Origin of the sequence: Micromonospora sp. WMMD736 (assembly GCF_049179015.1) — a bacterium.
GTDB lineage: Bacteria > Actinomycetota > Actinomycetes > Mycobacteriales > Micromonosporaceae > Micromonospora.
The window spans coordinates 3,881,614-3,894,067 of sequence record NZ_JBMHMI010000001.1 but is presented as its reverse complement, the minus strand read 5'-3'; the positions used below and the strand labels follow the sequence as shown (position 1 = coordinate 3,894,067).

The window sequence follows — 12,454 nt, the reverse complement described above, 5'->3', positions numbered from 1 at the left end:
GACGGCGGCCACCGGCACGCAGGGTCCTCGACCCTTTCCGGTGATCCCACCGAACGCCCGGCAGCGGCGCCGTCGCACGAACCCGTGATCCCGTCCTTCCGCTGGGTCCCGCGCGCGGTGCGACAGTTCAACCCATCGATATTCGCGCGTTGGCTCACCATCCATCCTCACCAGGGAGTGAATCGATGAGTCGCGACACCGCACTCGTCTCGGCCGAGTGGGCCGAGAAGAACCTCGACGCCCCGGGCGTCGTCTTCGTCGAGGTCGACGAAGACACCTCGGCCTACGAGACCGGCCACATCGCCGGCGCCATCAAGGTCGACTGGAAGACCGACCTCCAGGACCCGGTCCGCCGGGACTTCGTCAACAAGGCCCAGTTCGAGGCGCTGCTGTCCGAGCGGGGCATCAGCAACGACGACACCGTGATCCTCTACGGCGGCAACAACAACTGGTTCGCGGCGTACGCCTACTGGTACTTCAAGCTCTACGGCCACCGCGACGTCAAGCTCCTCGACGGCGGTCGCAAGAAGTGGGAGCTGGACGCCCGGCCGCTCGTCACCGAGACGACGACCCGCCCGGCGACCCAGTACGTCGCGAGCGAGCCGGACACCTCCATCCGGGCCTTCCGCGACGAGGTCGTCGCCGCGATCGGCACCAAGAACCTGGTCGACGTGCGCAGCCCCGACGAGTTCGCCGGCCGGCTGCTGGCCCCCGCCCACCTGCCCCAGGAGCAGGCGCAGCGGGCCGGTCACATCCCGACCGCGATCAGCGTCCCGTGGTCCAAGGCGGCCAACGAGGACGGCACCTTCCGGTCCGACGACGAGCTGCGCAAGATCTACGGCGACGCGGGGCTGGACGACAGCAAGGAGACCATCGCGTACTGCCGGATCGGCGAGCGCTCCTCGCACACCTGGTTCGTGCTGCAGGAGCTGCTCGGTCACCGCAACGTGAAGAACTACGACGGCTCCTGGACCGAGTACGGCTCGCTGGTCGGTGTGCCGGTCGCGCTCGGCGACGAGCCAGGGGAGGCCTGACGATGACCGCTCCCACCGCTCCCACCGCCGCCGGCTGCGCCGCGCCTGACCAGGCCGCGCCCCTGCCGGCCAGCCTGGACCTCGAGAAGGAGACCGTCATCACCGGCGTCGTCCGCTCAGCGGCGGACGAGGTCGTGCCGGGCGCGTACGTCCGGCTGCTCGACTCGACCGGCGAGTTCACCGCCGAGGTGGTCACCTCGGCCGCCGGCCAGTTCCGGTTCTTCGCCGCGCCGGGCTCCTGGACGCTGCGGGCGCTGTCCCGGCACGGCAACGGCGACACCGCCGTCACCGCCGGCCGGGGCATCAACGAGGTGTCCGTCACCGTCGCCTGACCCACCGCTCTGATCGACCGGGGCCGGTCACCCAGCAGGGTGGCCGGCCCCGGTCGTCGTCAGGCGGTCAGTAGGCACGCATCCGACCGTGGTTGTCGGCTGGTACGGATTCGGGCGCCATGATCTTGTAATCCAGCTCGTGTAGTGCTTGCGCCGCGACACCGGGCGCGTCGCGTACCGCGGCGAGCAGTTGTAGCCGACGCCACTCCTCGCGGCCCTCATCCACCGCGTCTCGCCATCCGTCGACGGTGTCGACGCAGAATTCCTCCACGACGGCTTGGAGGACGTCCTCGACGCAGGGCCGGAAGCGGTGTCCGCCGAGCGGGAAGTGGAACTTCGCCAGCCGTGGCACTTCGTGCCGGCGTTTGCGTGCCTTGGGACGTCCTCGTGCCCCGTCCTGCATTGCGAAGGCGAACTCGTCGCGGTGGCCGTGCACGTGCAGGTGTGCGCAGGGCACCCCGCTCTGGCTCTCTCGGACGTACTCATAGCGGAACAGTGGTGCCTTGTCGCCCTTCAAGGTGACATGGAGCCAGGACGAATCCGTGGCCAGATGCTTGCCACTCGAATCCATGCAGCAGTTGAACTTGACCAGCAGATCGAGCCGGTGCCGGTTGTCGATGTACAGGGGAAAGGTGCCGAAATCGTCTCCCTCGACGATGCCCACCATGACCCGGCCGCCGTTTCGGCCGGGCATCAGCAGTGCCGACAGGCTCTTCTCCGTTCTGACCACCCGGTGCACTCGGGCGGTGATGTCGTCGGCGAAGGCGCTGGCTCTGGCAATGAGGTCGGGAGAGACGGCGGGGCCGTCAGTCGTCATCGCCGAGCAGGTAGTCGATGGAACGGACCATCTCGTAGACGCTGCGTTCGTCGGCTCGAAGTTCGAAGTTGCGCCCCAGGTCGTACAGCGTCTCCTTGCTCATGTGGACGCGTTCCAGGAGTCGCTCTCGCCACTCGCGCAGCTCCTGCGGGGTCTTGACGATGGCGGTGCCCATTGCTGGTCCTCTCGCCGTCGACGACGTCGCTGTTGGCGTCACCCTACTGCCTCCCTCCGACGACGTGGACCACATCGTGGGCCCTCGCGTCACTAGTCCACTACTCACCGTTCATCGATGGCAGTGGCTTTGCGGACGTGTCGGTGTCGGTTAGTCGACAGCTGCAGGGTGACCGACGGCCGTGTAGCCGCCGGTCACCCGTGCGTGGTCAGATGCCGGTGGCTCTCGTGCAGGACGAGACCGGGTCGAGGACGACGTCGACGGTCTCGACGACACGGGCTCGGACGCGGATGCGGTGGGTCTGCGGTGTCCACCCGTCCCTGGCGACGATCACCTCGTAGCGGCCCTTGGGCAGCCACCAGACGTACCGGCCCTGCGGGTCGGCGGTCAGGGTCCAGCCGGTCGTCGTGCCCACCCGGTTCACCCGGACCGTAGCCGCGACCCCGACGGTGACTCCGGCGCAGGTGACCCCGGTGACGGTGCCCTGGATCCGGCCCCAGCTCGCCGGTGGCGAGACGGTCATTCGCAGGGGCACCGCCGCGACCCGGTACGGCGTGTCGGACGCGATACCCAGCTCGCCGGAGTAGGTGCCCGGCTGGGCCACCCCGGCGGCGGCCGTGGCGCGCATCTTGACGGTGACCGTGCGGGAGGCCCCCGGCGCGAGGGTGAACGTGCCCGGCTTGGTGGTCAGCCAGGGTAGGTCCGCCTCCCCGGCGCATAGCTCCAGGCCACCGAGCCGTTCGGCTTCGGGGGAGCCGACGAAGGGGGACGGCGAACCACCGATCTTGTACGCGCCGCAGGCGGCGGCGCCCCGGTACCGACCGAACTGGACGTTGGGCAGGTCGCGCCAACTGCCCGCCACCGGGTCGTACGCGATGGTCCGGTTGGTCACCGTGGTGGACGCCGCGGTGACCCCACCGGCCAGGACCAGGAGGTCACCGGCCGCCGCGTACTGGGCGCCCCAGAGGTCGACCGGTAGGTCCGGCAGGGGATGCCACGCGTCGGCCACCGGGTCGTACCGGTAGGCGTCCGTGTAGTCGGCGTCGCCGGTGCCACCGGCGCAGTAGACCGCGTTGCCGATCCCGCCGCAGGAGAGCCAGGCCACCGGGTGCGGGTACGCCGCGCCGGTGTGGAACGTGCCGGTGGCCGGGTCGAGGACGACGAGCCGGTCCGATTCGGTGCAGTCGTTGTCCTGGCAGCCGCCGACCAGGTAGATCTTCCCGCCGGTGACCGCCCCGCCGGCAGCTGCCACTCCGAACGGGTTGCCCGGTCCGGCCAGCGTGCTCCACGTGTCGGTGGCCGGGTCAAACACGTCCACGGCGGCGACGGTGTTGTCGTCAGCGCCCCAACCACCGAGGACGTACAGCTTGCCGCCGACGGCCGCCGCGACCGGCTTGGCCCGGGCGTTCGGCATGTCGGGCAGCGCCGCCCAGGTGTCCGTGTCGGGGTCGTAGCGCCAGGCCTTGCGCTCCAGGCCGCTGCCACCGCCGCCGCCGACGGAGTAGACCCTGCCGTCGAGGGTGGCCGCCGCGTTGTCGTAGACGGCGGCCGGAAGGCTGGCGACACCGGTCCAGGCCTCCTGCGTCCGGGGCTCGGTCTCGGTCCCGGTCCCGGACGCGCCGTACGTGGTGCCCGTGCGGGCCTTGCTGATCCCCTTGACCCGCAGTTCCCGCAGGGGTGCGCCGGCTCGGGTCAGCGCGTCGAACCGCCCGTTGCGCTCCACCAGGTTGACGGCGGCCGGCGCGCTGCCGGTGTTGCGTACCGTCAGCTTCGCGGTCCGGGTGCTGCCGTACGGCTGGGACGACGGGACGGTCGTCGGTGTGACGGTGAGCCGACCGGCGGCCAGCGCGACGTCCAGCCGACGGACACCGTCGGCCGGCACCGTCGTTGTGGTGGCGGCCAACTGGTACGGCGTCCGACTGGCCGTGAACCGGTGTGCCCCGGTCAGACCGGAGAACAGCCAGTAGAAGCCGTCCGGCATGTTCGGGTCGTCCGGCGTCGACGTCGACCTGCCCCGGTCCTGCGGGCGGTCGGCGCTGACCACGCTGACCCCGTCGAGCGGGGTGTCGGTGTTCCGGTCGGTGGTCACCCCGAACACCAGCCCGCCCGGGGCGGGTACGCAGTCGCGGTTGACCACCTGCACGTCGTCAACCTGCCACCACCAGGCGAAGCTGCCGTGGAAGCGGAACCGGACCCGTACCGTGGCGGCTCCGGCCGCCGGGTCGAGTGGCACCTCCTCGACGACGGGTCCGCGCCGGCTGGTGGTCTGGTGCCAGACGGTGGTCCAGGTGGCACCGCCGTCGGTGGAGACGTCCACGTCGGCGGTGTCGCTCACGCCGACCGCCCGCCAGTCGCTGTGGAAGCGCAGCACGGGTGCCGGTGTGCCGGTCAGGTCGACGCTCGGGGTCACCAGGTCGGTGTCCTGGGTCCGGCCGGAGCCGAGACGGTCGCTGTCGGCGATGGCGAAGGCACCGTCGCCGCCGGTGAGGTTGCCCCGCTCGCCCGCGTCGGTGAAGGTCCAGCCGCCGTCGTCGGTGCGGTTCCGTACCGACCAGCCGTCCGGCGTCGCCGCGCTGTCGAAGCTCTCGGTCAGCAGGGGTGCGCCGAAGCTGGCGGTGTAGCCGGCCGCCGTGCATCCGGTCTCGACCGGTACGGCGATGTCGGCCGTCACCGGGTCGCCGCCGGTGACCACGTCCCGGGTGACCGTACGGTAGCCGGGGTAGCGAACGGTGACGGTGAGCCGGTACGAGGTGTTGCCCGGCACGGTGAACGAGTACCGGCCGGTGGCCGGGTCGGTGAACACCGGTCCACCGGGACGCCCGGCGACCTCGATCCGGGCGTAGAGCGGCCAGCCGTGCCCCGATCCGTCGATGACCCGGCCGGCCACGGTGACCGTCGGGTTGGCCGACAGGGCGAAGTCCCGGGTGACGGCTCCGCCCTCGGTGACGGTGACGGTGGCGCTCTGTCCGGCGTACCCGTAGGCGCTGACGGTGACCGTCGCCGCGCCGGCCGGCACGGTGAGCGCGTACCGGCCGTCCGCGCCGGTGGTGACGCTGCGGGTGCCGTCGCCGACGGTCGCGTCGGCGATCGGGTCGCCGCCCGCCGTTCGGACCGTGCCGGTGATCTGTCCGACGGGGCCGCGCGGCGCGGCCCGCACCGCCGCGTACGCGTCCAGTCGACCTTCGCCGAAGACGTTGTTGTCGGCGGCGGTGCCCCCGCAGGCGGTGGCGTCGACGTCGCGGGCGGTCCGGTCCAACAGCTCCTCGGTGCCGGCGATGTCGCCCCGGAGAGTCGGTGCGGCCGACCAGAGCAGCGCCACCGTGCCGGAGACGTGCGGCGCGGCCATCGAGGTGCCGTCGAACGCGGCGTAGGAGTCGCCGGGGACGCTGGACCGGACGTTGCTGCCGGGCGCCGCCACGTTCGGCTTGTACGACCGCGCGTCGGTGCCGGCGCCCCGCCCGGAGAAGTCGGAGATGGTGTTCTGTACGTCGTACGAACCGACGGCGTACGCGTTGGCGTTGTCTCCGGGTGAGCCGGCGCTGCCGCAGGCCGGACCGTCGTTGCCGGCGGAGAAGACCCCGAAGATGCCGGCCGCGCGCCAGGCCGCGATGGTCTGTTCGAACCAGGGGTCGCCACCGGCGCCGCCCCAGGAGTTGTTGACCACGTCGGGGCGCAGGTCGGGGCGGGGGTTCTGCCCGTTGAGGTCGGTCGGGGCCAGCACCCACTGGCCGGCCGCGAGCAGCGAGGCGTCGGTGCAGGAGTCGGTCTCGCAGCCCTTCGCGGCGATCCACGTCGCGCCGGGAGCGACGCCGACCTGGTTGCCGGCACCGTCGTCGCCGACCATCGTGCCCATGGTGTGCGTGCCGTGGCCGGCGTTGTCGCAGGGCGCGGCGCTCGGGCACACGCCGGCAGGGTCGTACCAGTTGTGGTTGTGGTCGAAGACGCCGCCGCCGTGGTTGCCGCGGTACGCCCCGACCAGCGCCGGGTGGTCGTACTGGGCGCCGCTGTCGATCGTGGCGACGACCACGCCGTCGCCCCGGTCGCCGAGTTCGCTCCACACCTGCGGGGCATTGATGTTGGTGAGCCCCCACTCCGGGCCGTTCGCGTTCGCGTGGCTGCCGGTGGCCGGGGTGGGTCGCAACAGGGGATAGCTGCGGCTGGGTTCGATCCTCGCCACCTCGGGCCGCTTGGCGATCTCGTCGAGCAGCGCGCGGTTCCCGGTGACGCGTACCGTGTTGGCGATCCAGTACGAGGTGTGTGCGGCCTTGCGGGTCGTGAGCAGCGCCAGCAGACCCTTCTGGGTGCGCGTGGCGGTCGTGGTGAGCAGTCGGTGCACCTCGCGGGCCCGGTCGTCCGGGTCACGCAGCCTGGCGGTCCGCGCCACCGGCGCGGTGCTGCGCAGGTAGACGAGGAAACTGCGGGTGCCCGTCGTGCCCAGTTGGCGGAGCAGCCCTTGGTCGACGCGGGCGGGCGTGGGCGCGGGTCGGGCGGCGACCGCGGGTTGGGCGGTGAGGGCCAGCAGGGCCGCGCCGCACGCCACGGCCGCTCGCCAGAGGACGGATCTCGCATTCGGTGGTGGTTGGAGCACTGTTCCTCCCCACATGGGGTCCCGCTTGGTTCGGGACCTGCTCGGACGGTGCTCAATGCCTAACGATCGGCCGCTGACCTGGCGTTATTCCGACGGGGAGGCGGGCTGTCGGGTCGTCGACCACGGCCTTTCGAATGCGCAGGACAGCCCGTGACACCATGGCCGGGTGAGCGGTGCTGTCCAGACGGGTTGGCCCTCGTCGAGCGATCCCGTCCCGCCGGCACCCGTTCGGCGTGGGCGGCGCTGGCTGCTGGTCGCGACCGTGCTGTGGGCCCTCCTACTGGCCGGTCTCACCTGGATGTCGGTGCGCGACGACCCGCCGACGGTGCGGGAGCAGCGCACCCTGGCCGAGGCCGCACCGGTGGTCGAGCGGGCGGTCGGCGAGCTGGCCCGGGCCGCCGGCCCGGGCGGGCTGCTGGAGCTGGGACCGGCGCGGGTCAGCCCGGGCTGCCGCGTCACCCCGCTCGTCGACGGCGCGAGGCTGCGTCGCGAGGTCGCCGTGGTGGCGCCCGCCGGCACCGAACGGGCCGTGCTGACCGGCATCGCCGACCGGCTCCCCGCGAGCTGGCGGGCCGGGGTCGGTCCCGGCCTGGACGGTCCGGAACTACGCGCCGACGCCGGGGAGTTCGTCGCCGTCGCCGGACGGTCGACCGGGGACGGCCGGCTGCGGTTGACCGTCGACACGGGCTGCCGGCCGCCGGGTGCCGGTTACGACCCGTCGCCGGCCACCGCCGTCGGCCCGGAGGCGGCGGCGCTCACGGCCGCCCTGACCGCGCTGGGCCGGCCGACCGGCAGTGCGCCGGACCTGGTCACCGCGCCGTGCCCGGACGGCACGCTGGCCCGTACCGCACGGTCCGCCGCCGGTCCCGGCCCGAGCGGGACCAGCGCCCTCGCCGCGCTGGCCGGCGACGCGCCACTGCTGGACAACCCGCCGGTGTACGCGTACCGCGCGGGTGACGTCACCGTGCTCGCCGAACTCGGCCCGGACGCCGCACGGGTGGCCGCCACCGTGGGCTGTCCCGGCTGAGTAGGCGGGTCAGCCGTCCGTTCCCCGACCGTCCGCCTCGCGGCTGCGTCCCAGCGCGTCGATGAGGCCCCAGCGACCGGGGATGTCCAGCAGTTCCACGCGGCCCATGCCCGGCGGCACGGCCGGATCGATGATCAGGTGTTCGCCCTGCGGTTCCAGGCCGAGCATCACGCGTAGCAACAACATCGGTGTGCCGCTCGACCAGGCCTGCGGGCTGCACGCGGTCGGGTACTCCACCGGGTAGCCGGTGCGGCTGCGGGCGTAGCCGGCGAACGCCTCCGGCAGCCGCCCGCCGAAGTACGTGGACGCGGCCAGCATGGCGTCGCAGATCACCCCGGCCTCCTCCCGGTAGCCGTACCGGGCCAACCCCCACGCGATGATCGAGTTGTCGAACGGCCAGACGGTGCCCACGTGGTACCCGATGGGGTTGTACCGCCCCTCGCCCTCGGCCAGGGTCCGCACCCCCCAGCCGGAGAAGAGCCGCGGCCCGAGCAGGTGTTCGACCACCTTGCCGGCCCGGGGCTCGTCCACGATCCCGCTCCACAGCAGGTGCCCGATGTTCGACGTCAGCGCGTCGACCTGCTGACCGTCGGCGTCCAGGGCGAGCGCGTAGTACTCGCGGTCGGCGATCCAGAAGTCGCGGTTGAACCGCTGCTTGAGCTCCGCGGCCTCCCGTTCCAGCCGGTCGGCGTACGCCGGATCGTTCCAGACCTCGCGGGCCAGCCGGGCGGCGCGGACCTTCGCGTCGTACGCGTAGCCCTGCAACTCGCAGGTGGCCCGGGGGAAGCCGGGCAGCCGGCCGTCGGCGTACGAGATGCCGTCCCAGGAGTCCTTCCAGCACTGGTTCTGCAGGCCGGTCTCCGGGTTGCGGGTGCGGTACCAGAGGTAGCCGGTGCCGAGCAGGTCGCCGTAGCTGTCGATCCAGTCCAACGCCGCGCGGACCTGCGGCTCCAACCGTCGGACCAGCGCGGTGTCGCCGGTCCAGCGCTCGTACTCGTCGACCAGGATGACGAACAGCGGCGTCGAGTCGGCCGAACCGTAGTACGGCGAGTGGGGTTGCTCCTCGAAGCCGGCGGTCTCGCCGTACCGCAGTTCGTGCAGGATCTTGCCGGGCTCCTCGTCCCGGAAGTCGTCCACCCGGTGCCCCTGGAGACCGCCCAGCATCTGCACGGTCGGCGGGATCAGCTCCGGCAGGAACGGCAGCACCTGCAACGAGGTGATGATGCTGTCCCGACCGAAGAGGGTCATGAACCACGGCAGTCCGGCGGCGATCAGTCGTACGCCCAGGGCGATCGACTCGTAGCGCAGCGCGGCCAGGTCGTTGAGGCTGCGCCGGTACGCCCCGGCCAACGGCTGGCAGTCGCAGCCGAGCGTCGGCGCCCGGTCGATCAGCTCCCGGTGCTCGGCGCGGATGGCATCCCCACCGCGACCACCCGCGTACGGCAGGGTCGTGCGGATGTCCTCGCCCCGCGCACCGAAGACGGTGGTGGAGATGTGCAGCCTGGTCGTCCACTCGCCGTTGCTGTCGATCCGGGCCCGGAACGTCATCCCGGCGGGGTCGACCTGTGCCGGCGCCGAGGAGCGGATCAGCGTCTCCCGGTGGAAGGCGTCCCGCCGGTACGTCAGGCGCAGCGCGCCGTCGGCCTCCTCGATCGTCGTGCGGCCCACCTTCTGCTGGGCGTGTTTGATCTCGAACAGGTCGGCGAAGTCGCTGCCCATCTCGACCCGGATGCTGAACTCGGCCTCCTCGCCGGAGTGGTTCAGGACGGTCAGCTCCTCGTCGAAGCCACTACCGATCTCCCGACTGCGGATCACCGACGCCTTGGCGTCCAGGTAGTGGGTGGGTTCGCCGGGCGCGAGAAAGAACGTGGTCCGGTACGACTCGCTGTCGTCCACGGAGAGGGCGTGCAACCGCTGCCCGTCGAGGGTGAGCACCCAGCTCGACAGGAAGCGGGTGTCGAACGAAAACAGCCCGGTCGGGAAGTCGAAGGACGGCTCGATGTCCCCCCGACGATCAGTGACCAGGAAGGTGTTGCCGTCCAGGATGCTGACGAGGTCCTTCACGGACGCCGCCCGACTGCCTCGCGGGCGACCTCGCGCGGGTCCCTGGTGCCCGGTGGGTCCGGAAAGAAGCGGCGGAAGGCCAGGAAGAGCTTCACGTCACCGCTGAAGGTGCTCTCGTTGCGCAGCACGGCGGCGAGCGCCTGGGCTTCGCCGACGACCAACCTGTCGAACAGGGCCGAGCTGCTGTACCAGATGGCATCCGCCGGACCTCGCTCGCGGGTGACCCGCGCCTCTCCCGGCCGCATCCGGACCAGCCAGTGCTCGGTCTGGTGGTCGGTGCCGAGGTCGATCTGGAGGGTTCCGGCCACCAGGCCGCGCAGGACCGTCCGTGCCCGCGCCGGCAGGGATTCGAAGAACCGCTGGGTCGCCTCGGTCACCCTCGAATCGTAGGCAGCGCCCCGGGTTGCCGGGTCGGTATTCGAACTCTGGCAGCCGACTGAGTCGGGGGTCAGTAGACGAGCGCCTGCGCGCCCTCGGTCATCGCCTCTTCGACGAAGACCGCGGCGCCCGCGATCCGCACACCGGGCAGTACGTCCTCCGGGCCGATCTCGCGCCGGGCCGCGCACTGGGTGCAGGCGGTCACCTGGCCGCTGGTCAGGACGACGTGCAGCAGTTCGGCCAGCGGCGCGGAGTGCGGCAGCTCGAACTCCTGGGCGCGGCCGGGCAGCGCGAACCAGGTCGACTCCCCGGTCAGCCAGAGCGAGACGTCCACGCCGGCCGCGACCGCCGTGGCGGCGACCGTGAACGCCTGCGCGCACCGCTCCGGGGCGTCCGCCCCGGCGGTGACCTTGACGACGAGAGAGCGGGCCATGAGGCCCAGCATAGGATGGTCGGGATGGTTACCGAGATCGGGTTCGTCAGCCTGCTGGTCGCCGGCCTGGGCGCACTCGCCGGCGGCCTGGTCTACCTTGCGGTGAGGATTTCAAGGGGACGTTGGTGAGCGCACAGTGAGCGACGAGAATCCGCTGCAACCGCCGTGGCTGAACGCGCCGCCGGTCGAGGAGTATCCGTACGAGGAGAGCTACGACCTGCGCGTCGGGCCGAAGCTGCACCCGGCGCTGGACGGCCTGCTGCCGTACATCGGTCTGTGGCGTGGCCGGGGCAAGGGCGGCTTCCCCACGATCGAGGACTTCGACTACGCGCAGGAAATCAAGATCAGCCACGACGGCCGGCCGTTCCTGCACTACGAGTCGCGGGCCTGGATCCTCGACGAGCAGAGCCGGCCCGTCCGCCCGGCCGGGCGTGAGGTCGGCTGGTGGCGACCGGTGCTGGTGGACGGCCGGGCCACCGACGAGCTGGAGGCCCTGCTGACGACTCCCACCGGCGTGATGGAGCTGCACCTCGGCAAGCGCACCGGCACCCAGGTCGAGTTCGCCACCGACGCGGTGGTGCGGACGGCGACCGCCAAGGAGGTCACCGGGGGGCACCGCCTCTTCGGCATCGTCGAGGGCGCGCTGCTCTACGCCCAGGAGATGGCCGCGATGGGTCACCCGCTCAGCCCGCACCTGTCGGCGCGGCTCGTCCGGGTCGGCGGCTAATCGACGGGGAAACCCAGCAGTTCGTGCAGGGCGGGGGTACGCGGGCAGGGGGCCCGGCGTACCCCGTCCAGCGCCCGGACCTCGGCGAGGCCGCGTACCGAGGAGCTGAACCAGAGCCCGTCGGCGGCGTGCAGCTCCGCTGGCGTCACCATCCGTTCGGCACCGTCCAGGCCCAGCTCGTGCGCGTGGGCGAGCAGCCAGGCGACGGTCGTGCCGGGCAGGATGCCGGTGGTGGCGGCAGGCACCGTGCAGATCGTCTCGCCGGTGAGCCACACCACGTTGGCGGTCGGCCCCTCCAGGGCGTACCCGTCGGACGAGACCCAGAGCACGTCGTCCACCCCGGCCCGAAGCGCCCACCGGCGGGCGGCGCTGTTGGCCCCGTACGAGGTGGATTTGATGCCCGCCGGCAGCCAGTCCAGCCCGGTACGCGCGTCGGCGGGCACCCCCAGCGGCAGGATGGCCGCGGTTATCCCGTTCCGTCGCGCCGCCAGGGACGATGCCGGCACCGCGGCCAGCGTGGCGTAGACGGTCGGCGGACCGCCGGCCTCCGAGCCCCGGGTGCACACCAGCCGCAGCGCGCCCTCCACCTCTGCCGGCCAGCCCACGAGCACGGAGTCGAGCAGGTCGGTCAGCGCGTCGATCGGCGGCAGGTCCAGGTCGACGGCTGCCGCCGCCGCGGTCAGCCGGGCCAGGTGCTCGTCGCGGAGCCACGGTCGTCCCTGGCGCAGGTGCATCGACTCGAAGAGCCCGTCGCCGCGCAGGACGCCCAGGTCGTCGCCGCGCAGCACGGGTTCGTCCGCCGGGATCACGCCCCGTCCCAGCACGGCGATCCGGCTGCTCGGGTTGGCCGGGACAGTGCCGGCGGACGACGTCACCATG

12 protein-coding genes are annotated in these 12,454 nt (G+C 72.0%); 5 read left to right on the top strand and 7 right to left on the bottom strand.

What is annotated here, in order from left to right; genetic code table 11:
- The first annotated feature begins 185 nt into the window (after positions 1 to 185).
- Positions 186 to 1,034, top strand: a complete 849-nt coding sequence (locus tag ACN269_RS17315) for a sulfurtransferase (RefSeq protein WP_421473403.1) — start codon at positions 186 to 188, stop codon at positions 1,032 to 1,034.
- A gap of 2 nt (positions 1,035 to 1,036) precedes the next feature.
- The gene (locus ACN269_RS17310) at positions 1,037 to 1,366 is read left to right on the top strand and encodes a DUF1416 domain-containing protein (RefSeq protein WP_421473402.1); all 330 of its coding nucleotides are present in this window, start codon (positions 1,037 to 1,039) and stop codon (positions 1,364 to 1,366) included.
- 67 nt (positions 1,367 to 1,433) lie between these two features.
- On the opposite strand, the gene ACN269_RS17305 is transcribed toward ACN269_RS17310, so the two are convergent.
- The 3 genes from ACN269_RS17305 to ACN269_RS17295 form a co-directional block, all read right to left on the bottom strand.
- Positions 1,434 to 2,183, bottom strand: coding sequence for a hypothetical protein (locus ACN269_RS17305; protein WP_421473401.1), 750 nt, complete (start codon positions 2,181 to 2,183; stop codon positions 1,434 to 1,436).
- The gene (locus ACN269_RS17300) at positions 2,173 to 2,358 is read right to left on the bottom strand and encodes a hypothetical protein (protein ID WP_421473400.1); all 186 of its coding nucleotides are present in this window, start codon (positions 2,356 to 2,358) and stop codon (positions 2,173 to 2,175) included. The genes ACN269_RS17305 and ACN269_RS17300 overlap by 11 nt, the downstream gene beginning before the upstream one ends.
- A gap of 208 nt (positions 2,359 to 2,566) precedes the next feature.
- Positions 2,567 to 6,961, bottom strand: coding sequence for a S8 family serine peptidase (locus tag ACN269_RS17295; RefSeq protein ID WP_421473399.1), 4,395 nt, complete (start codon positions 6,959 to 6,961; stop codon positions 2,567 to 2,569).
- Between the two features lie 151 nt (positions 6,962 to 7,112).
- Here ACN269_RS17295 and ACN269_RS17290 point away from each other — a divergent pair, with 151 nt between their 5' ends.
- Entirely contained in the window at positions 7,113 to 7,973 is an 861-nt protein-coding gene (locus ACN269_RS17290) for a hypothetical protein (protein ID WP_421473398.1), read from the top strand.
- Positions 7,974 to 7,982: 9 nt separating this feature from the next.
- Here ACN269_RS17290 and ACN269_RS17285 read toward each other — a convergent pair whose 3' ends face one another.
- From ACN269_RS17285 to ACN269_RS17275, 3 genes are all read right to left on the bottom strand, one after another.
- Entirely contained in the window at positions 7,983 to 10,037 is a 2,055-nt protein-coding gene (locus ACN269_RS17285; RefSeq protein ID WP_421473397.1) for a glycogen debranching N-terminal domain-containing protein, read from the bottom strand.
- Positions 10,034 to 10,414: an SCP2 sterol-binding domain-containing protein gene (locus ACN269_RS17280; protein WP_421473396.1), complete on the bottom strand. Its 381-nt coding sequence runs from the start codon at positions 10,412 to 10,414 to the stop codon at positions 10,034 to 10,036. Before ACN269_RS17280 ends, ACN269_RS17285 begins: the two co-directional genes overlap by 4 nt.
- A 71-nt stretch (positions 10,415 to 10,485) precedes the next feature.
- Positions 10,486 to 10,860 carry a DsrE family protein gene (locus ACN269_RS17275; RefSeq protein WP_421473395.1) on the bottom strand — a complete coding sequence of 125 codons (375 nt, stop codon included), beginning with the start codon at positions 10,858 to 10,860 and terminating at the stop codon, positions 10,486 to 10,488.
- A 12-nt stretch (positions 10,861 to 10,872) separates the two neighbouring features.
- Here ACN269_RS17275 and mtfM point away from each other — a divergent pair, with 12 nt between their 5' ends.
- Together mtfM and ACN269_RS17265 are read left to right on the top strand one after the other, a co-directional pair.
- Positions 10,873 to 10,977, top strand: coding sequence for a small membrane protein MtfM (gene mtfM, locus ACN269_RS17270; protein WP_267897534.1), 105 nt, complete (start codon positions 10,873 to 10,875; stop codon positions 10,975 to 10,977).
- A gap of 7 nt (positions 10,978 to 10,984) precedes the next feature.
- Entirely contained in the window at positions 10,985 to 11,575 is a 591-nt protein-coding gene (locus ACN269_RS17265; RefSeq protein WP_421473394.1) for an FABP family protein, read from the top strand.
- On the opposite strand, the gene ACN269_RS17260 is transcribed toward ACN269_RS17265, so the two are convergent.
- Positions 11,572 to 12,453 carry an aminotransferase class IV gene (locus ACN269_RS17260; protein ID WP_421473393.1) on the bottom strand — a complete coding sequence of 294 codons (882 nt, stop codon included), beginning with the start codon at positions 12,451 to 12,453 and terminating at the stop codon, positions 11,572 to 11,574. The genes ACN269_RS17265 and ACN269_RS17260 overlap by 4 nt on opposite strands.
- Position 12,454 lies beyond the last annotated feature (1 nt).